Consider the following 20,646-nt stretch of genomic DNA (forward strand, 5'->3'; position numbering starts at 1 on the left):
TTTACGTTCAGGCTAAAAGGCGATTATGAAAATATTTCCCCGCGCGCTGATCTTTCTGCGTAAAACTCCGCCGATCTGGCATGATATTCTGCCGGTAAGAGGCGAACTGTTCGGCATGGAACGCCTGGAACAGCATGGTCGAACGCTTGCCGTCGCTCAGCCTGTTACCCTGTCGCCGCCCACCGTCATGTCTTTACACCATCGTCTGAATGATAATGCCAAAGTGCTATTGGCCGCTTACCGCGCCAGCGCCGCTGAGTTGGAAAAAGGCGGCAGCGTGGTGCCGGCCGCGGAGTGGTTATTGGACAACTACCATCTGGTTGCCGCGCAGATTCGGGAAATTCGTGAAGATCTTCCTCCGCGCTATTACCAGCAGTTGCCTAAATTATCGCAGGGGCCGTTTGTGGGGTATCCCCGGGTATTTGGCCTGGTATGGGCTTTCATCGCTCACACGGACAGCCATGTCGATCCTGAAGCGTTGCGCCGGTTCATTATGGCCTATCAGGGCGTGCAGCCGCTGACGATAGGGGAACTGTGGGCGGTCGCCATTACCCTGCGCATCGTGCTGATAGAAAATCTGCGCCGTCTGGCCGATCAGATGACCGCAGGACGCGAGGCGCGCGCCGAGGCTGAGCTGGCGGCGAATAATCTTTTGCAGGCGGATGACGGACAGGCCGCCCTGGCGAAAGAGATTGCCCGTCATACCGATGCGCCGCTATCCGAGACGTTCGCGGCGCAGTTGGTGAAGCGGTTACGCGATCAGGATCCCCGCACCACTCCCGCGCTGGGGTGGCTGGAACAGCGCTTGAACCAGCAGGGGAGTTCGACGGATGACGTCGTGCAAAAGGCGCAGCAGCGCCTGGGGGTGTCCAACGTCACCGTGCGCAATATTATTACCAGCATGCGGTTGATTTCCGATATCGACTGGGCGACGTTTTTTGAACGCGTCAGCCTGGTGGATGCGCGCTTGCGGGACGACAGCGCATTTGCGCAGATGGATTTCATCACGCGTAATCTCTACCGCAGCGCCATCGAACAACTTGCCCGGCAGGCGACCTGTACCGAACTGGATATCGCCGAAAAAGCGCTATGGCTGGCGCAAAACGTGCCTGAAGCGATACCTGCCGACGGCCTTGACGATCGCAGACGCGAGCCCGGCTATTACCTGATCGCGGAGGGGCGGCCGCAGCTTGAAGCGGTCATCGGATTTCGGCCCAGACCATTACTGCGTTTCAACCGCCTGACGCTGCGTCTGGGCGTGGCGGGCTACGCGGGCGCCATTGGCTTCTTCACCGCGCTGCTGCTTGCCGGCGCGCTATGGGTGTTGTCATCGTTGGCGGTCTCAACCGTCTGGCTGACCATTATTGGTCTTATCTGCCTGATTCCGTTCTCTGAAGTCGCCACGGCCTGGGTTAACCGGCTGGTGGCCTGGTTGTTCGGCGCCGCGCCGTTGCCCGGGCTGGAATTTCTGCAAGGGGCGCCGACGCACTGCCGGACGATGGTGGTGATCCCAACTTTACTCTCCAGCGAACGGGATATTCTGCAACAGGTGGAGCAGTTGGAAGTGCATTATCTGTCCAGCGGGCAGGGGGATATGACCTTTGCTCTGCTGACGGATGGCGTTGACGCCGAAACGGAAACCCTTGCCGGCGATAGCCATATGCTGACGCAGGCATCTCTGGCGATACAGCAGCTTAATCGCCGTTATGGCGCCGGGGCGGCCGGCGATCGCTTTTTACTGCTGCATCGCAGAAGGTTGTTCAATCGCAGTGAAAACGTGTGGATGGGCTGGGAGCGTAAACGGGGGAAGCTGCATGAGCTTAACCGGTTGTTGCGCGGCGCCGTCGATACCAGTTTTATCCCGGTTGAAGGGCTTGCCGCGGGCGTTCCGGCCGATGTTCGCTATGTCATTACGCTGGATGCGGATACCCGTCTGCCCAGAGACGCGGCCTTAAAACTGATTGGTAAAATGGCGCATCCGCTGAACCAGCCGCGCTGGGATGCCAGCGGACAGCGTATCGTCGCCGGTTATGCCATTTTACAGCCCCGTATCACGCCCTCGCTGCCTGCCGGCCACGAAGGATCGCTGTACCAGCGTATTTTCTCCGCGCCGGGAGGCATCAACCCTTATGAAGCCTCGGTGTCCGATGTCTATCAGGATCTGTTCGGCGAAGGCTCCTATACCGGCAAAGGGATTTACGATGTCGATGCCTTTGAACGGGCATTACAGCATCGTATTCCGGAAAACAGTCTGCTGAGCCATGATCTGTTTGAAGGCATTTATGCCCGTTCGGGCCTGGCGTCGGATGTCGAACTGGTCGAGGCGTTTCCCTCCCGCTACGACGTTATCGTGAAGCGGCAACACCGCTGGACGCGCGGCGACTGGCAACTGTTGCCGTGGATTCTGGGGCTGGCGCGTACGGACTCAGGCAAAGCGGCGCGGATATCCGCGGTCGGGCGCTGGAAAATGATCGACAATTTACGCCGGGCGTTATTGGCGCCCAGCCTGCTATTGATGCTGTTTTCCTGCGGCGTGTTGCCGTTATCGCTGGCGTGGAAAGGCTTTGCCATGGTGCTGTTGGTGCTGGCGTTTCCGGCCTGCCTGCCCGCACTATGGGATGTGTTTTCCCGCTGCTGGCGGGGGCTGACGGGGCAGCAGCCGTTTAATCAAAGCCACCCCTTCAGACACCTGTTCAGCGATCTCAAATTGGCGTTTATGCAGGTTTTCCTCTCGCTGGCGTTTCTCGCCGATCATGGCTGGCGGGCGCTGGACGCCTTGATTCGCACGCTGATCCGGCTGACCATCACCCGGCGGCGCCTGTTGGAATGGACCACGGCCGCTCAGTCGGGGCGCCGTCCGCGGCTGACGCTGGCGGGATTTTATTGGCAAATGCTGGGCGGTCTGTTGCTAAGCGCGGCGGTGGCGGGATGCGCGCTGGTGGTCTCGCCGGCAAATTGGCCGCTTTGGCTGCCGCTCGCGCTGTTGTGGCTGGCGGCGCCGGCGTTGGCGCTGTGGGTTAGCCGGGTACGTCCGATTTCGCGGCAGGAAAATATTGATGAGTCCAACAAGCTGTCGTTGCGGCTAACCGCCCGGCGAACCTGGCGCTTTTTTGAAACCTTCGTCACCGAACAGGAACACCACCTGCCGCCGGATAATTTCCAGGAGCAGCCTAAACCGGTTATTGCTCACCGAACCTCGCCGACCAATATCGGCCTGTATTTACTCTCCACGGTGGCGGCGCGGGATTTCGGCTGGCTCGGCATCGTCAATGCGATCGAGCGTCTGGAAACGACATTGAATACGATGGACCGATTGCAGCGTTTTAAAGGCCATTTCCTTAACTGGTATGACACGCGGGATCTGCAAACGCTGCTGCCGGCCTATGTCTCTTCCGTTGATAGCGGAAACCTGGCCGGAAACCTGATCGTACTGGCGAATGCCTGCGAGCTATGGCAGGAAGCGCGATGGGAACAAGATATTCGCGAGCCGTTGGCCGACCACCTTCAACTGATCCGCGAGTCGTTGCCGCTGTATCAGGAAACGCAGGGAGATGCGGTGTTGCTCCAGCGGTTGGGCAAACTTGACGCCCTGTTGCACAGTAAGCTGTCGCCGGAACGCCTGTTATCGGAATCGGTTCTGCAATTGGATCAGCTGTCGCAGCGGGCGAATACGCTGTTGCCGCAATGTATTGACGATCCTCTCGCCGACCCGCTTTTCTGGCTGAATGCCACCCGGCTGATGCTGATGGCGCATGCAAAAGAGCAGACCTGTACCGTCGCCGAGCGCGAAGCGTTGACCCTACGGTTGCAGGCGCTGGCTGTGCGTTCACGCAAGATGGCGATGGAGATGGATTTCGCGTTTCTTATCGATCCGGAGCGGAAGCTGCTGTCGATCGGCTATTTGATGGCGGAAAATCAGCTTGATGTCAGTTGTTATGACCTGCTGGCGTCTGAGGCCCGGCTCGCCAGTTTGTTCGCCATCGCCAAAGGCGATGCCAGCACGCGCCACTGGTTTCGCCTGGGGCGCGCGGCGGTGCTGACCGGTCGCGGGGCGGCGCTGATGTCGTGGTCCGGTTCGATGTTCGAATACCTGATGCCGTCGTTAGTGATGCGCGCGCCGGTGGGGAGCTTGCTGGAGCAGACGACACGCCTGATCGTTGCGCATCAGCAGGCTTACGGCCGCGCCCTATCGGTTCCCTGGGGCATTTCCGAATCCGCTTATAACGCCCGTGATATAGATTTCACTTATCAGTATTCGAATTTTGGCGTGCCGGGTTTGGGATTGAAGCGCGGTCTGGCGGATAATCTGGTGGTGGCGCCTTATGCGACCGGGTTGGCGACCATGATTGATCCGCTCGCCGCCTGCCAAAACTATCAACGTCTGGCGGGGATAGGGGCTTCGGGCCGTTATGGCTTCTATGAAGCGCTCGACTTTACCCCTTCGCGTTTGCCGGAAGGGAAAAAGGTGGCCATTGTCTACAGTTTTATGGCGCACCATCAGGGGATGACGCTGGTCGCTATCGCCAACACCTTGCATGACGGCAATATGCGCAGCCGTTTCCACCGCGAGCCGATGATTCAGTCCTGCGAACTGCTGTTGCAGGAAAGCCTGCCCGCGCATGTCGCCATTGCTGAACCGCAGCCGGACGATGTGAAAGCCAGCGGGGAAGAAAATCGTAATGAAGCCGCCGCGCTGCGGCGTTTTTCCGCCACGCCCGCCGGAGCGCCAATCACCCATTTACTGTCCAACGGCCGCTATGCGGTGATGCTGACCACCACCGGATCCGGCTATAGCCGCTGGCGTGATTTGGCGGTTACCCGCTGGCAGGAAGACGCTACTCGCGATAACTGGGGCAGCTTTGTGCTGTTGCGCGATAGTCGCAGCGGCCGGATCTGGTCTGCCGGGGAACAACTTCAGTTAAGTGAATCGGCGGGCAATCTCCCGGCGACGTCCGGTATCATCAGCAGCAAAATCGGCGTGCCGATGCATCGCTATGATGTGGTTTTCGGCGAGGATCATGCCTCTTTTGTGCGCCACGAACGGACGCTGACCACCCGGCTGGATGTGCTGGTGTCCGGGGAAAGCGATGGCGAAGTGCGGCGGGTCACCCTGACCAACAGCGGACGGCGGAAGCGGGATATTGAGTTGACCTCCTATGCGGAAATCGTGCTGGCGCCCCCGGCGGCCGACAGTGCGCATACCGCATTTTCCCGACTGTTCGTGCAGACGGAATATCTGGACGAATTCTCCGCATTGATTGCCACCCGACGGCCCCGTTCGCCGCATGAACAGCCGGTGTGGGCGGCGCATTTCGTGGTGCTGGAAGGCGCTATCGGCGGCAAAATACAGTATGAGTCGGACCGGGCCCGTTTTATCGGCTATGGCAAATCGGTGATGACGTCCGATGCCATTTTAGGCCATCAGCCATTATCCAACACCACCGGAACCGTGCTCGATCCCATCTTTTCACTGCGACAGCAGGTGAGTGTCCCGGCGGGCAAAACGATTCGTCTGGCGTTTTGGACCGTGGTTGCCGCCTCCCGTGAAGAATTGATCGATGTGATTGATAAGCATCGCGATCGCAGCGCCTATGAGCGTGATAAAACCTTTGCCTGGACCCAGGCTCAGGTGCAGTTGCGCCATCTTGGCGTAAAGGCCGAGGAGGCCGCGGAGTTTCAGCGTTTGGCGGCCCCGGTGCTGTATGCCGATCCGCGTTTCCGGGCGCCTTCCGAATTGATAGTGAACGGCGCGGGAGTGCAATCCGGCCTGTGGCCGATGTCCATTTCGGGCGACCTGCCGATCGTGCTGTTACGTATTGATGATATTGACGATATGGCGCAGGTTCACCAGTTATTGCGGGCGCATGAATACTGGCGCCTGAAGCTGTTGAATGTGGATCTGGTGATCGTTAATGAGCGCTCATCCTCCTATATTCAGGACTTGCAGATCGCCATCGAAACGGCGATCCGCAGCAGCCAGTCAAGGCCCAGACTGGGAAGCGCCTCGACGCGCGGCGAGGTCTTTGCGCTACGCGCCGATTTAATGTCGACGGAGTCCAGAGCGCTGTTGCTATCGGTTGCCCGGGTATCGTTGCTTGCCCGCCGGGGACCGCTCTCTCATCAGTTGGCGTTAATCCCTTATTCGCCTCCCCATGCGCGCCTGCCGCATCTGCTGAAACCGAGCGTGCCGGACAGAATGCCGCCGCCCGAGGAGCTTGAATTTTTTAACGGTATCGGCGGGTTTGCCCGTCAGGGGCGCGAATATGTCACGCTACTGGATGCCGAACACACCACGCCCGCGCCATGGATCAATGTCATTGCCAATCCCACCTTCGGATTTCAGGTGTCGGCGCAGGGCAGCGGATACACCTGGGCGGAAAACAGTCGTGAAAATCAGCTGACGCCCTGGGGAAACGATGCGGTGGGCGATCCCGGCGGCGAAGCGCTGTACGTGCATGATGATGTCAGCGGCGTACTGTGGACGCCGACGGCGTGGCCGATCAATGACGGCGGACGCTACATTGCCCGCCACGGGTTTGGCTATAGCCGCTTTACCCATCATGCCAATGATATCGAACTGACGTTATTGCAGTTTGTCCCGCTGGCGGATCCGATAAAAATATCCCGTCTGAGTTTGCGCAATACCTCCATGCAGACGCGGCAACTGACGATCACAGGCTATGCCGAGTGGGTGCTGGGGGCGTCGCGCAGCGGCAGCGCGCCTTATCTGTTAAACCAGGTGGATACGCAGACGGGAGCGATGCTGGTCAGCAATCCCTGGTCCGGCAGTTTCCCCGGCCGCGTCGGTTTTGCCGATCTCTCCGGTTGGCAGTCGTCGTTCACCGCCGACAGAACGGAGTTTCTGGGACGTAACGGGCATATGCGGGCGCCGGCCGCGTTGGTCGAAGGACGGAGACTGTCAGGCAATACGGCTGCCGGATACGATCCCTGCAGCGCACTACAAACGCGCATCAGCATGGAACCCGGCGAGCAGGTGGAGATCGTCTGGCTTATCGGTCAGGACGCCAACGTTGAGCAGGCCCGAAACCTGATTGAGAAGTATCGGGAGATCGACCTGGAACAGATTCTGAGCGAAGTTGAAGCGCACTGGCAGGCGGTAACCGGCGCGATACAGGTTAAAACGCCGGATCGCGCGATGGATATCATGCTCAATGGCTGGTTGCTCTATCAGACGCTTTCCTGTCGTATTCAGGCGCGCTGCGGTTTTTATCAGGCGAGCGGAGCCTATGGCTTCCGCGATCAATTGCAGGATGGCATGGCGTTCACGTTTTCCCGTCCGCAGGAGACGCGGCGCCATCTGCTGCGCGCCGCGGGCCGCCAGTTCGCCGAAGGGGATGTGCAGCACTGGTGGTTGCCCCATACCGGCGCCGGGGTGAGAACGCATATCTCTGACGATCGCGTCTGGCTGGCCTTTGCGACGGCGACCTACGTGCAGGTCAGTCAGGACGACAGCGTGCTTGCCGAGCCGATCGGTTTTCTGGACGGGCCGCCCGTCGCGCCGGGCGAACACGATGCCTTCTTTCAACCTATGCCGTCGGCTGAATCCGCCTCGCTGTTCGAACACTGCGCCCGTGGGTTGGATCAATGCCTGCTGCTGACTGGGGCGAACGGTTTACCGCTTATCGGCGGCGGCGACTGGAACGACGGCATGAACCGTGTCGGGGAGGGCGGAAAAGGGGAGAGCGTGTGGCTTGGCTGGCTGCTGATTCGCACTATCGCCATCTTTGCCCCGCTGGCGGATACCCGTGACCCGACGCGCGCCTCACGCTGGCGCGCGCATGCCGAATCGGTACGGCTGGCGATTGAACATTCGGCATGGGACGGCGCCTGGTATCGTCGCGCAACCTTTGATGACGGCGTGTGGCTTGGCAGCCGCGACAGCGATGAGTGCGCCATTGATGCGATCGCTCAGTCGTGGGCAGTGCTTTCCGGCGCGGCCGACCCCGAACGCGCGGCGACGGCAATGGCCTCTCTGGAGGAACATCTGATTCGCCGGCAGGACGGTCTGGCTTTGCTGTTCACGCCGCCGTTTGATCGTACCGCGCACGACCCCGGTTATATCAAAGGCTATCCGCCCGGACTACGCGAAAATGGCGGCCAGTACACCCATGCGGCGATGTGGTCGGTGCTGGCGTTCGCCCAATTGGGGCAGGGCAATAAGGCCGGGGAGCTGTTTGCCTTGCTTAACCCGATTAATCATGGGTCGACGCCGCAGCAGGTTTCCCGCTACCGGGTTGAGCCGTATGTCATCGCCGCCGATGTTTATTCCGTGGCGCCGCATGTCGGGCGCGGCGGCTGGACCTGGTATACCGGTTCCGCCGGATGGATGTACCGGTCGGGCATTGAGGGCATTCTGGGTATCCGCCGGCAAGGCAATCAACTGCTGCTTAATCCGTGCATACCGGATTATTGGCCTGATTTTGAAGCGGAAATCAGGCTGGGAGAGTGCCATTATTTTATTCGCGTGGTGAATGATTATCACCGCTGCCGCGGCATTTCGCTGGCGACATTGGATGATGCGCCAATCCCGATTGATGAAGGAAAGGTAAACATTGAACTGGAAAAGGGCGATCATCATCTGGCGCTGACGTTATAAAACACGCCGTAGAGCCCGCGCTGGCTGAATGATCAATTATTACATTTCCTGTTCTAAGCTTTACGCCAGGGTGCGGAATCTCTCGGTATCAATGTAATGTTTGTCTTTATACTGCCAGAGCGATAATACCAGCATAAAGGGAATATTATGGATCTTAGATTAGTTAGATATTACGGGAAAATAGGCGTTCTCGCGCTTTCGCTGTTGCCGTGTTTTTTCACCACGGCGCAAAGCGCGGAATCAGCCAAACCGGTCGAGTTGAATATCGTCAAACCCGCGGTAGCCTGTTCGGCGCTGACGCAATTTGATTTGACCAAGATTGGCGGCGCAGGAAGCCAGATTACCTCGGCGCAGGAAATGTCGATGAACGGCGCGGCGTTTTGTGTCGTGGAAGGCGTCATGATGCCGGAAATTACGTTTAAGCTGATGCTGCCGGTGGAAAGCTGGAGCCAGCGTTATATGCAAATCGGCTGTGGCGGACTGTGCGGTCAGATTAATCTTCAGGTCGGCGCCGCCGCCGGCTGCGAAGCGCTCAAGGCCGATGGTTTTGCGATGGCCGCAAGCGATATGGGCCATAAGGCGGCTGAACAGGATTTCGGTAACGATGCGCAAAAACGCAAAGATTTCGCTCACCGTTCGGTTCATCTCACGGCCGTCGCGTCCAAAGCGCTGATTGAGGCCTACTATCAGCAGCCCGCCGCCCATTCCTATTTTAACGGCTGTTCCGACGGCGGGCGGGAAGCCTTAATGGAAGCGCAGCGCTATCCGCATGATTTCGACGGCATCATTGCCGGTGCGGCGGCGATGAACTTCCAGGTGCAGAATGCGCTGTATCACTCCTGGCAGGCCATCAGCAATACCGGACCGGATGGCAAAGCCATTATTACCGCCGCGGAACTTCCTTTGATCCACCAGGCCGTGCTGGCGCAGTGCGATGCCCTTGACGGACAGAAAGATGGTTTAATCGCCGATCCGCAGGCCTGCCATTTCGACATGAGCGTGTTGAAGTGCGACGCGGCGAAAGCCGGCGGCCAGTGTCTGACGGAGACGCAACTTACCGCGCTGGGCCGGCTGTATGAAGGGCCGAAAGACAGCGCAACCGGTGAACGGCTCACCGTGGGCGGGCCGCAATACGGCTCTGAACTGGCCTGGGCCGGAGTGTTTGTGCCGCAGCAGGCGACTGACCCGATTTTCAGTCAGATGATTGCCTTGCCCGCGCTGAGATATATGCACTTTGTGAAAAATCCGCCGGAAACGTTTTCATTAAAGGATGTGAAATTCACCGCCGCGACCTTTAATGAGTTACGGCCGCTTCACCCTTTTTATGACGCCACCAACCCCGATCTCAAGGCGTTCGCCGCCGCGGGAGGAAAGCTGATTATCTGGCACGGCTGGTCCGATCCGCATATTTCTCCGCTGAACTCGATCGCCTATCACAATGCGGTCGGTCAGTTTATGGGCGAGGCCAATCGTGACAAATTTGAACGCCTGTACCTGCTGCCCGGCGTTTATCACTGTTCCGACGGGGAAGGTCCGAGCCTGGTTGATTTCCTGACGCCGATGATGAACTGGGTGGAAAAAGGCATTGCGCCGGACAGCGTGATTACCTGGCAGGCCGCTACGGATGAGAGCAACAGTTTTGGTCAGCCGGTAAAAGACGAAAAACCGGATCGTAACGGCCTGCATCTGGAAACCATCCCGGCAAATGCCGCGTCGCGCCCGGTATTCCCGTATCCTTACTATGCGGCATACGACGGCAAAGGCGACGAGAAATCCGCGGCTTCCTACGTTCGCAAACCGCTGCTCAAAACCTATGACCATTATTCGTGGCTGGGTGAAAATTTCTATCAACCCTATACCTTCATCGACTAAAAATTCGCAGGGCGGCGTTAATGCTGCCCTGCGTGCTTCCTTTTTTGCCCGCAGCGCCCGCAAGCCGGTTCTGCCGTTGCGGCTACCGATGCCGGTATTGGGTGGGACTGCATTTTTCGTAAACCCGGAAATAGTGGCGCAGCGTGGCTTCCGACGTATGGCCGGATAACTCGGCGACTTTTTCCACCGACCAGTCGGTATCGCGCAATAATTCCTTGGCATAGGTCAGCCGGCGTTGCGCCAGCCACTGCATGACCGACACGCCGGTGGTGTCTGAAAAATGGCGCTGTAAAGAGCGTTCCGACATCATCATGCGTCTGGCCAGTGAACTGATGGTATGCGGCTCGGTAAAATTCCCGTCAAGCCAGTCCAGCAGTACGGCCATGCGATTTTCCCCTTGTTCCACAATCCGGCTTTGCGCCTGCTGGCGGTGTTTACCCGCACGCAGGAAAGGGATCACCATTCTTTCCGCCACCATATTGGCTATGCGCGCGCCGTGGTCGCATTTCACCAGATAAAGCAGCATATCCAATCCGGCCGCCGATCCCGCGGAAGTGAGGATTTGTCCCTCATCGATATAGAGCGCGGAAGTCGACACATTGATGTCCGGGTATTGCTGCGCCAGCAGGCGGGCATGGTGCCAGTGTGTCGTAACCCTCTTGCCCTGCAACAACCCGGCCGCGGCCAGCACAAAGGCGCCGGTACAGATACTGCAAATTCGTACGCCGCGCCGCCAGGCCTCGCGCAGCGCTTGCAGCAAGGCTTCCGGCGGCTGGTCGTGAATATTGCGCCAGGCGGGGATCACGATGGTATCCGCGGCGCTCAGTATTTCCAGCCCGTAGGGAACCCTGACTTCAATGCCGCCGGCCGCCTTCAGCGTGCGGGATTCCGCCGAACAGACCGAAAACCGATACCAGTCGGTTTTCAACTCCGGGCGTTCAACGGCAAAAAACTCCACGACGCAGCCAAATTCAAACGTGCGCAGCCCGTCATAAGCGACGGCGACGACATGGTGTGCTTTTTTGGCGTTTTTTTTACGCATTTTGGCTTTTCTCTGACTGGTTTGATGAAGCAGTGCTATATGAAAATGCCATAAGTTTCCTGGGAATTCACGTTATTTGATTTTTTTTGCCGATCGTAGGTTGGCGTATTTGTGACATTACTATGCTCCTAGTAAACAGGAACATGCCTCTAATTATTGGCCTCGGCTATCAGCGCGGCCGGCTTAATCAATCAGGAGTGGCGGCGATGAACGGCAGAATTTATGTGAAACTGATGCTGTCGGCATTTTTCTGGGGAAGTTCGGTGGTCGCGGGGAAATACGCATTACAGATTTATCGTCCGTCGGAGATCTCGTTTTTCCGATTTTTTATTGCCGCGGTGATTATGTTTTTCCTGGTGAATCCGAAAAAGGCGATATTCGTCATTAGCCCGCGTAATCATCTGCGGCTGTTTATACTCTCTTTGGCGGGCGTAACGCTGTGCTACTACTTTTCTTTCAACGGGCTGCATTTAAGCTCTGCGTTTAATACCGGCATTATCGAAGCGACCACGCCGCTGCTAACCCTGCTGATTGCCGTGGTGTGCGGCATGGAACGTATGACCTTTAATCAACTGGCCGGGCTTATCACGGCCTACCTGGGCATTGGGATCACCATAAGCAACGGCAACTGGCAGGCGCTGGTCAATGCCGACTATAACCGCGGCGACATTCTAATATTGCTCAGCACACTCTGCTTTGCCATTTACAATATCCTCACCCGAAAATGGCAGCTTGCCATTCCCGATCGGGTGTTTATGTTTTACTTTTTCTTTTACGGTTGCCTGGCGCTGCTCCCCTGGCTGATTCTTGATGCGGGAAATCGGGTTGCGATCCCCTGGTATGACGCGCTGCGGCCGCTGCCGCTGTTCTCCATCCTGTTTATGGCGGCCGGCGGGTCGGTAGTCGCCTATCTGTTTTTCAATCAGGGCATCAGCGCTATCGGGGTATCTAAAGCGGCTTCTTTCATTAATCTGGTGCCGCTGGTTACCGTGTTTCTCTCCGTTGGTCTGCTCGGCGAAACGGCCGGGGTTTCCCAGTGGTTGGGCGCCGTTATCATCCTCGCCGGGGTATTCCTGGCAAATAAAGACATTGCGAAGAAAAAAGGCGCTATGTTGCTGGCGAAAAAACCGTTGAAGAGTCTGAAGTGATGGACGCGGGCGGCTACGCCAGCACACGCAGCGGTTTCCCCGCCAGAAACGCGTGAATATCTTCAACGGCCTCGGTGAAATAGGTTCGATAGTTGTCGTCGGCTACATAGCCGAGGTGCGGGGTCGCCAGAACATTGGGCAGGGAGCGGAACGGGTGATCGGCGGGGAGGGGTTCCTCCTCAAAGACATCCAGCCCGGCGCCGGCGATTTGCTGCGTGCGCAGGGCATGCAGCAGCGCGGCGTGATCGACAATCGCCGCCCGCGAGGTATTAATCAGCAACGCGCAGGGTTTCATCTGCGCCAGTTCCGCCGCGCCGAGCAAACCGCGCGACCGCTCGCCAAGCACCAGATGAATAGACACGATATCGCTGTCGCGCAGTAAAGCCGCTTTTGATTCGGCCAGGGAGACGCCGTGTTCCGCCGCGCGTTCCGCCGTCAGATTCTGGCTCCAGGCGCTGACGTCCATGCCGAAGGCCCGCGCAATCAGCGCCATTCTTTGCCCGGTTTTGCCTAATCCCAACAGCCCCAGATGTTTACCGCTTAATCCGATGCCTAGGGTGCTTTGCCATGCGCCATTCTGGCGTAACGCGGTGTTCTCGGCCACCAGATGACGGGCCAGGCCGAGGATCAGCGCCCAGGCCAGTTCAACCGGCGCCGCCGACCCGCTGCCGGTGCCGCAAACGGTCACGCCGTGGGCTTTGGCCGCGGCCAGGTCGATGGCCGCATTGCGCATGCCGGAGGTGATCAGCAGTTTAAGTTTGGGCAGACGGGAAAACAGCGCAGCGGTAAACGGCGTGCGCTCGCGCATGATAACCACGATATCCGCGTCGGCCAGCGCGGCGGTCAATAGGGTTTCGTCGGCAATAGGTTGCGTCAGCGAACGGCACGTTACCTGCGGCGCCAGTCCCGGCCAGTCGGCGAGCGACAGCGCCACATTTTGGTAATCGTCAAGAATGCAGCATTGCAACGGTGCGGATGCGGGCATAGCGCGGCCTTATCAGTAACAGAGGAACACTGATTAAGGGTTATAGCATCAATGCGCAAAATCCAACAGTGCAGTACGCGCGTTGGTAATCATTCATACAGGGAATGTAATTAAGTATGTAAGACCGGCGGGGCATATCGCGTCTCCTGCCGCTATCCGCGGCATTTTACCACCGCGGCGGCGCACAAACTGCTACTGTTTAACCTCGCTATTCATGTTTACATCTTGCATCTAAGATATATCATGAATATGTTTTGGGTGTTGAATGAGAATGATTTCCGCTTACTGAAGGAGAACGATTTTGCGTAATAGCAATGAAGAAAAAAATAGCCGTATTCCACAACGCGTGCGTAACGAATTACGCATTCGTCCTATTGAAGTGGTCAGTAAGCACAAGGTTGCAGACTGTTTCTACCGTATTGAATTTACGGGAGAAGCGCTGGCAGGTTTCACTTCCTTAGGTTTTGACGACCATATCAAAGTATTTTTCCCCGACCCGCAAACCGGTGAGCTGCATTTACCCGAGGTGACCGCGCAGGGCGTGACCTGGAAAGATGGCGTGCGCCCGACCGGCCGCGATTATACGCCGCTCTATTTTGACGGGCAGCGCAATAGCCTGACCATCGATTTTTACATCCATCAGGGGGGCGTCGCCAGCAACTGGGCGACGCAGGCGCAGCCTGGCGATCCGTTGGTGGTGGGCGGGCCGCGCGGCTCGCTGGTTGTTCCAACGGACTATGCCTTCCAGCTCTATGTTTGCGATGAAAGCGGTTTGCCGGCCTTTAAACGCCGCCAGCCAAGCATCCAGGCTGAACATGTCAAACTGTTTGCCTTTACCGACGAAGCGGCGGGCCGCGCCTATCTGGACGACCTGAGCGGCGTAGCAACGAGCTGGCTGGGCAGCGGCCAGATGCGGTCGGAAAACCTGACGGGGTTGATCGCCGCGCTGGATAATATCGATCTGCCGGCCGAGGACTATTTTATCTGGCTGACCGGCGAGGGCGAAGCGGTTAAAAAGCTGAGTGACTATTTCATCGAACAGCGCGCGCTGGACCCCGATTTCGTTCGGGCGGTCGCCTACTGGCATCAGAAATAATGCTGCCGGCCTGATGCTCCGAACCATAGCGCCGCCTGCGTTGAATTTTGCCGGGCGGCGGACTACCATCAACCCCTTTTACTTTTTGGCTTAGGCAGGCGATGAAACATCCGCAATCTTCCCCTTCATGGCAATCCGATGATGATGAACGGCGTTCGGCATGTGTCAATATGCGCAGAAAGCGTCGCGATAAAATGCTGGATGCCAATGATATCCGTTTGCTGATCCTCTACTTCCTGTCGCAAGGCGCAGCGCATGGCTATGAGCTGATTAAGTCCATTGAAGATCTCTCCAAGGGCGAATACACGCCAAGTCCGGGGATTATCTATCCCAATCTTGCTCTGCTGGAAGAGATGGCGTGTATTCATGCGCTGGACGATCGGGCCACGCGCAAAGCCTATAGGCTGGAAGCGCAAGGCCGGATTTTACTGCAACAGAATCAGGATAATTTAACCGTCATTATCGAGCGCTTAACCTCACTGGCTATTCTGGTGAATAACCGCAGTATTCCGGAAGTTGAACGCGCTATTCATAATATGAAAACGGCGCTGAATTCCCGCCTTTCCAAACAAAACCTTTCCCAGCAAACGCTCCATACCATTATTGATGCGATGGATGAAGCCGCCAAGAAAATAGAGCGGAGTTGATGTTCTGACTTTTATTTATTGCCACGCCGGTTCGGCATTATCTTGCCGGAATGTTAAATTCTATGCCGATCGGTCTTGGTGTAATTTTAAATTAATGTAAAATTTTTGCTTTATCGAAAAAGACATGGGTATTGTGTGGGCATATCATTGTTGAGAGAGACCCTGCCATGTCGAAGTCAGACCGCTTTTCCGGTGTGCAGATTGCGTTGCACTGGGCCGTATTTATTCTTCTGATCGTGACTTACGCCACCATCGAACTACGTGGTTTGGCTCCGCGGGGAACCCTTGCCCGTCAGATTGTGATGGGGCTGCATTTCAGCTGCGGCTTTACCATTCTGCTGCTGATGGTCGCCCGTCTGTTTTATAAGATGAAATACGCCACGCCGCCCGTCGAACCGCCTTATCCGCGCTGGCAGCACTATCTGGCGCACCTGACGCACGGACTTATCTACGCGCTTTTTCTGACGTTGCCTGTCCTGGGGCTGTCCTCTCGCTATTTGCGCGGCAATGACTGGGCGCTTTTCGGCATCGGGATGCCGGTGGCGTCGACGCCCAATGCCGAGTTGGCGAGCTCCCTGATTGATATTCATGAAACGCTGGCGCCGTTGGGATATTGGCTGATTGGCTTACACGTCTGTGCGGCGCTGTTTCACCACTATTTTATGCGTGACAATACGCTGCTCAGAATGATGCCCGCCGGTAAAAAACGCACCTCGACGTAAAGCGTTCCGGGGCGGTTTATCCGGCGGGGCGCGAGACTTACAGCGCCCCGCTGGTAAAATGCTCCGGGTATTCCATCAGGTCGGCGACGGTGATCAAATTTTCCTCACAGATCTGACGGCTGTAAGCGCCGCCGAGACAAAGCCGCAGCGCGGCGGGCGGATTATTATCGGTGCTGAACGCCGCGCTGGATACCGCGCTAACCCCCTGTTCTCGAAGTCTGATCGCCACATCGGAAGGGTTCCAGTGCCAATGTTTGGGCAGATGGAGCCACAGGTGAAAGCCGTCGCTATCCGCCCGATAGTGAAATTTATGCAGGTATTTGGCCGCCAGCCGTTGACGCAGGCGCGCTTCATGTCGGATGGCCGCCAGCACGGTATCGGCGGTGCCGTCGCCAATCCACTGGGTCGCCAGCGCATTGGTTATCGGGCTGGACATCACGGTTAATGCCCTGAGCGCTCCCGCCAACAGCTGGGTGGAACGTTTGCCCGGACCCTTGACATAGGCAATGCGCAGACCGGCGCCAAAACATTTCGACAACCCGGTGATATGCCAGGTCAGTTCCGGCGCCAGTTCGGCGAAGCTGGTTATGCTGTGTGCGGGCAGCGCCGAGTAGGCATCGTCTTCAATAATCGGCACGCTATAGCGCAACGCGATATCGGCCAGCGATTCACGGCGGCGCAGCGGCACCGTCAGCGTCGTGGGATTGTGGATGGTCGGATTGAGGTACAGCGCGCCGACATGATTCGTCTGGCACTGATTCTCAAACGCGCGCGGCAGCGGGCCGTCGCCGTCGCATTCCAGCGCCTGTAACGGGATGTTCAACTGACTGGCGATGGCTTTCAATCCGGGATAGACCAGATTCCCCACGCAGATTACGCCGCCTTTACGCCCGAGCAGCGTAGCCAGCCCCACCAGCGCACTGTGGATCCCCGGACAGACCAGCACCTCGTCCATTTCCAGTTTCGGCAGCCGTTTCCCCAGCCAGATCATCGCCGCTTCTTTATCGCCGACCGTACCGCCAAAGTCCTGATAACGCAGCAGGCTGTAAATATCCTTGTGAGCGAACAGATTGAGGGCGCCCTGGCGGATGGCTTCCGCGATACCCGGCGCTTCCGGTTCGATCGGCGAATTCATGGTCATGTCGTAGCTGCTGCCGCTACTCAGCGGAATGGCGGGCACTTTCCCGCGAATAAAACTGCCCAGCCCCGGGCGCGAGTCGATCAAGCCGCGCTTTTTGGCTTCGGCATAGCCGCGCGTCACCGTGGTGTAGTTGAGCGACAAGACCCCCGCCAGATCGCGCAGCGGCGGAAGGCGGTCGCGCGCCTGAAATTCGCCGTTGTTGACGCCGTCGGCAATCAGATCGGCGATCAGCAGATAGGCGGGGCGTTGCGTTTGCTGACGCAAACAACTGGCCCAACGTTCGTAAATGCGGTCAATCATGGTGTCGGTTACCTCTTGATGACATTGCGTTGCTGTCGTTATCCCGCGGCGGCAGGCGGCGATCCCCGGCAACGCGGATGGCTATAAACAGGCTGACGCCACTTTAGGCTGAAAAACAGGCAGTAATCAATCATTGAATAGTTGATTGCATCATTGATCGCATATTGATTTTTTATGTGTGCATTTATAGTGCATTAAAGCATCAAAATAGTGCGTAAGAACTATGAATTGTTCGCGTATTGTGTGCGGTTTGTGAATGGTAATAGGTGAAAGTAAATTTTTTTGCCGAGATTTTGAGCGAATGATTTAGCAATGATTGCATCGCTCATTTTTGGGCTGGCACAGGCTTTGCTCTGGTTATGACGTCGCGCTATTTGCGGGATACATCGCAACGGGAAGCAGCAGTTTTCCCACTTATAACAGACAATGCGGAGCACACCATGCCAACAGTCACTTTACCTGCCCATAAAACCGGTGATTTTCTGGTCGATTACGAAGAGAAGGTGTTTGAAGACGTCAAGGCCGAGCCGGGACAGAAAGCGCTGGTAACTTTTCATACCGTCGCGTTTGAAGGATCGATTGGTTTCGTCAATATGTTGCAGGCGACACGGTTACAGCGTAAAGGCTTTGAAACCTCAATATTGCTCTATGGTCCCGGCGTGACGCTGGGCGTGCAGCGCGGTTTTCCGACGTTGGGCGCGGAAGCGTTTCCCGGTCATCAGAACTACAACAACCAACTGACCAAGTTTATGGCGGAAGGCGGCAAGGTGTATGCCTGTCGCTTCGCGCTGCAGGCGTTGTACGGTCATGGCGAACCGTCGCTGATTGAGGGCATCCGGCCGATCAATCCGCTGGACGTCCTGGATCTCAAGCTGCTGCATACGCGCGATAACGCACTGATTATCGATACCTGGACGATGTAAGCGGAGGCGCGAGATGGCTCAGTCACGTACGGTTCGTGCGGCTGCGGTACAGATCGCGCCAGATCTCCATGAGGCCGGCAAAACGCTGGCCCGGGTTCTGGACGCCATCGATCAGGCAGCAGTCAAAGGCGCGGAGATAGTGGTTTTCCCGGAAACCTTCGTTCCCTATTATCCCTATTTCTCTTTTATCACCCCGGCGATGACGGCGGGCGCCGCCCATCTGCGGCTCTACGACCAGGCGGTGCGGGTACCCGGCCCGATCGTTCAGGCGGTGGCGGAACGGGCCAGACTGCGGGATATCGTGGTGGTGCTGGGCGTCAACGAGCGGGATGGCGGCACGCTGTACAACACGCAGCTGATTTTTGACGCCAGCGGCAAGCTGGCGCTCAAGCGGCGCAAAATCACCCCGACTTACCATGAACGCATGATCTGGGGCCAGGGCGACGGCTCCGGGCTAAAAGTGGTGGAGACCGCCGTCGGGCGCGTAGGGGCGCTGGCCTGCTGGGAACATTACAACCCGCTGGCGCGCTACAGCCTGATGACCCAGCACGAAGAGATCCACTGTAGTCAGTTCCCCGGTTCGCTGGTGGGGCCGATTTTCGCCGAGCAAATGGAGGTCGCCATTCGTCATCATGCGCTGGAGTCCGGCTGTTTCGTGATCAACGCCACCGGCTGGCTGAGCGATGCGCAGATCGAGGAACTGACGCCCGATCCCGCCTTGCAAAAAGGACTGCGCGGCGGTTGCCACACCGCCATCATCTCCCCTGAAGGCCGGCACATCGTGCCGCCGCTGACCGACGGCGAAGGCATTCTGATCGCCGATCTGGATATGCATCTCATCACCAAGCGCAAGCGCATGATGGATTCGGTGGGGCACTATGCCCGGCCGGAATTGCTGAGTCTGCGTCTTGACGATCGCCCGGCGCGTTATGTGGTGCCCGGCTACACCGATTCCGCTCGTGAAAGTGAAGGAGACCGTGATGACGACTTCCAGCCAGTCCAGACAACAACTGATCACTGAATTGCTGACGCAGGGCGTCAATGTGGTGAATCCGTCGGCGCAGCACGTCAGCCGGCACGGCGGCGCCGGTCCGTCGGATCATCAGGCGGTGACGATCGACGGCGTGACGGTCATGGTGCCGATTTACACCCAGACGGCGCGCCACTCGGCATGGCAGGTCAAACACGCCGGACAGGGAAAAACCACCCTGCTGAAAGACAGCATTCCGGTACGGGATATTACCTTTGCCCGCAAACCGAAGTTCTACGATTTGCAAACCGAGGATGGCGTCCCGTATTCCCATATCGCCACGCTGCACGGTACCGATGTGCTGGCGACCACGGTGCTGCAAACCTGCATCCGCTATGAGAACCGCCGCAAGGCCTGCCAGTTCTGCGCTATCGGCCAGTCGCTGGCGGCGGGGCGCACCATCGCCCGTAAAACGCCGCGGCAACTGGCCGAGGTCGCTAAAGCCGCCGTGGAGCTGGACGGCGTCAAGCATATGGTGATGACCACCGGTACGCCGTCCGGCAGCGATCGCGGCGCGCGTATTCTGGTGGAGAGCGCGCTGGCGATCAAAGCCGCCGTCGATCTGCCGCTGCAAGGCCAGTGCGAGCCGCCCGGCGATCCGCGGTGGTTCAACCGAATGAAGGAGGCGGGCATTGATGCGTTGGGCATGCATTTGGAGGCGGTAACGCCCGAGGTGCGCGCCCGCATTATGCCCGGCAAGGCGCAGGTCACCATTGAACAGTACCTGATCGCTTTCGAACAGGCGGTGGCGGTTTTCGGGCGCGGCCAGGTCAGCACCTACATTCTGGCCGGCATGGGGGATACGCCGGAGGCGATTCTGGCGATCTCGGAGAAGCTGATTGCGCTGGGCGTCTATCCGTTCGTGGTGCCGTTCGTGCCGATCAGCGGCACCCCGCTGGAGCATCATCCGGCGCCCAGCAGCGCGTTTATGACATCGATCCTGGAACCGCTTGGCCGCATGTTGCGCCAGGGGCAACTGCGCTCTGCGGATATTAAGGCCGGCTGCGGCCGTTGCGGCGCCTGCTCATCCTTATCCAGTTATGAAAAGTCCAGCTATGAAAAGGCCGGCGATGAGCCGCTCGGTTATCAACCGTCCGGTTTTGAACGGGCCAGCGCCTGAAGG

General features: G+C 57.9%; 12 protein-coding genes. 9 read left to right on the top strand and 3 right to left on the bottom strand.

Going from position 1 to position 20,646, the window contains the following annotated elements; all coding sequences use genetic code 11:
- Positions 1-25: 25 nt before the first annotated feature.
- Positions 26-8,617: a glycoside hydrolase family 94 protein gene (locus ACN28R_RS03690; protein ID WP_095833614.1), complete on the top strand. Its 8,592-nt coding sequence runs from the start codon at positions 26-28 to the stop codon at positions 8,615-8,617.
- A gap of 147 nt (positions 8,618-8,764) precedes the next feature.
- Positions 8,765-10,489 carry a tannase/feruloyl esterase family alpha/beta hydrolase gene (locus tag ACN28R_RS03695; protein ID WP_095833615.1) on the top strand — a complete coding sequence of 575 codons (1,725 nt, stop codon included), beginning with the start codon at positions 8,765-8,767 and terminating at the stop codon, positions 10,487-10,489.
- Between the two features lie 82 nt (positions 10,490-10,571).
- Here the strand turns inward: ACN28R_RS03695 and ftrA are convergent, their stop codons facing one another.
- The gene (gene ftrA / locus ACN28R_RS03700) at positions 10,572-11,531 is read right to left on the bottom strand and encodes a transcriptional regulator FtrA (protein ID WP_095833616.1); all 960 of its coding nucleotides are present in this window, start codon (positions 11,529-11,531) and stop codon (positions 10,572-10,574) included.
- A gap of 143 nt (positions 11,532-11,674) precedes the next feature.
- On the opposite strand from ftrA, the gene ACN28R_RS03705 reads away from it, so the two are divergent.
- Entirely contained in the window at positions 11,675-12,679 is a 1,005-nt protein-coding gene (locus ACN28R_RS03705; protein WP_183096809.1) for a DMT family transporter, read from the top strand.
- Positions 12,680-12,692: 13 nt separating this feature from the next.
- Here ACN28R_RS03705 and ACN28R_RS03710 read toward each other — a convergent pair whose 3' ends face one another.
- Positions 12,693-13,664: a D-2-hydroxyacid dehydrogenase family protein gene (locus tag ACN28R_RS03710; protein ID WP_095833618.1), complete on the bottom strand. Its 972-nt coding sequence runs from the start codon at positions 13,662-13,664 to the stop codon at positions 12,693-12,695.
- A gap of 301 nt (positions 13,665-13,965) precedes the next feature.
- Between ACN28R_RS03710 and ACN28R_RS03715 the strand changes: the two genes are divergently transcribed.
- The 3 genes from ACN28R_RS03715 to cybB all read left to right on the top strand — a co-directional run bounded on the left by ACN28R_RS03715 (position 13,966) and on the right by cybB (position 16,129).
- Positions 13,966-14,760, top strand: a complete 795-nt coding sequence (locus ACN28R_RS03715) for a siderophore-interacting protein (protein ID WP_095833619.1) — start codon at positions 13,966-13,968, stop codon at positions 14,758-14,760.
- Positions 14,761-14,861: 101 nt separating this feature from the next.
- Positions 14,862-15,407 carry a PadR family transcriptional regulator gene (locus ACN28R_RS03720; protein WP_095833620.1) on the top strand — a complete coding sequence of 182 codons (546 nt, stop codon included), beginning with the start codon at positions 14,862-14,864 and terminating at the stop codon, positions 15,405-15,407.
- A 167-nt stretch (positions 15,408-15,574) separates the two neighbouring features.
- Positions 15,575-16,129 (top strand): cytochrome b561, encoded by a 555-nt coding sequence (cybB, locus tag ACN28R_RS03725; RefSeq protein WP_095833621.1) that lies wholly within the window; start codon positions 15,575-15,577, stop codon positions 16,127-16,129.
- A 37-nt stretch (positions 16,130-16,166) separates the two neighbouring features.
- Here cybB and ACN28R_RS03730 read toward each other — a convergent pair whose 3' ends face one another.
- The gene (locus tag ACN28R_RS03730) at positions 16,167-17,570 is read right to left on the bottom strand and encodes an aminotransferase-like domain-containing protein (protein WP_095833622.1); all 1,404 of its coding nucleotides are present in this window, start codon (positions 17,568-17,570) and stop codon (positions 16,167-16,169) included.
- 440 nt (positions 17,571-18,010) lie between these two features.
- On the opposite strand from ACN28R_RS03730, the gene ACN28R_RS03735 reads away from it, so the two are divergent.
- The 3 genes from ACN28R_RS03735 to ACN28R_RS03745 are packed head-to-tail and all read left to right on the top strand — an operon-like array spanning position 18,011 to position 20,643.
- The gene (locus ACN28R_RS03735; protein ID WP_048638200.1) at positions 18,011-18,493 is read left to right on the top strand and encodes an MSMEG_0572/Sll0783 family nitrogen starvation response protein; all 483 of its coding nucleotides are present in this window, start codon (positions 18,011-18,013) and stop codon (positions 18,491-18,493) included.
- A gap of 13 nt (positions 18,494-18,506) precedes the next feature.
- Positions 18,507-19,514: a Nit6803 family nitrilase gene (locus ACN28R_RS03740; protein WP_095833623.1), complete on the top strand. Its 1,008-nt coding sequence runs from the start codon at positions 18,507-18,509 to the stop codon at positions 19,512-19,514.
- Positions 19,474-20,643, top strand: coding sequence for an MSMEG_0568 family radical SAM protein (locus ACN28R_RS03745; RefSeq protein ID WP_095833624.1), 1,170 nt, complete (start codon positions 19,474-19,476; stop codon positions 20,641-20,643). The genes ACN28R_RS03740 and ACN28R_RS03745 overlap by 41 nt, the downstream gene beginning before the upstream one ends.
- Positions 20,644-20,646: the final 3 nt, after the last annotated feature.

The sequence above is a fragment of the Brenneria goodwinii genome, assembly GCF_002291445.1.
GTDB classification, from domain to species: domain Bacteria; phylum Pseudomonadota; class Gammaproteobacteria; order Enterobacterales; family Enterobacteriaceae; genus Brenneria; species Brenneria goodwinii.

Bases quoted from the DNA above. Each gene is read 5' to 3' on its own strand.
- ACN28R_RS03705 (WP_183096809.1), top strand. From the start codon at position 11,675: ATGCCTCTAATTATTGGCCTCGGCTATCAGCGCGGCCGGCTTAATCAA.
- ACN28R_RS03690 (WP_095833614.1), top strand. From the start codon at position 26: ATGAAAATATTTCCCCGCGCGCTGATCTTTCTGCGTAAAACTCCGCCG.
- ACN28R_RS03710 (WP_095833618.1), bottom strand. From the start codon at position 13,664: ATGCCCGCATCCGCACCGTTGCAATGCTGCATTCTTGACGATTACCAA.
- ftrA (WP_095833616.1), bottom strand. From the start codon at position 11,531: ATGCGTAAAAAAAACGCCAAAAAAGCACACCATGTCGTCGCCGTCGCT.
- ACN28R_RS03730 (WP_095833622.1), bottom strand. From the start codon at position 17,570: ATGATTGACCGCATTTACGAACGTTGGGCCAGTTGTTTGCGTCAGCAA.
- cybB (WP_095833621.1), top strand. From the start codon at position 15,575: ATGTCGAAGTCAGACCGCTTTTCCGGTGTGCAGATTGCGTTGCACTGG.
- ACN28R_RS03740 (WP_095833623.1), top strand. From the start codon at position 18,507: ATGGCTCAGTCACGTACGGTTCGTGCGGCTGCGGTACAGATCGCGCCA.
- ACN28R_RS03720 (WP_095833620.1), top strand. From the start codon at position 14,862: ATGAAACATCCGCAATCTTCCCCTTCATGGCAATCCGATGATGATGAA.
- ACN28R_RS03695 (WP_095833615.1), top strand. From the start codon at position 8,765: ATGGATCTTAGATTAGTTAGATATTACGGGAAAATAGGCGTTCTCGCG.
- ACN28R_RS03745 (WP_095833624.1), top strand. From the start codon at position 19,474: ATGACGACTTCCAGCCAGTCCAGACAACAACTGATCACTGAATTGCTG.
- ACN28R_RS03735 (WP_048638200.1), top strand. From the start codon at position 18,011: ATGCCAACAGTCACTTTACCTGCCCATAAAACCGGTGATTTTCTGGTC.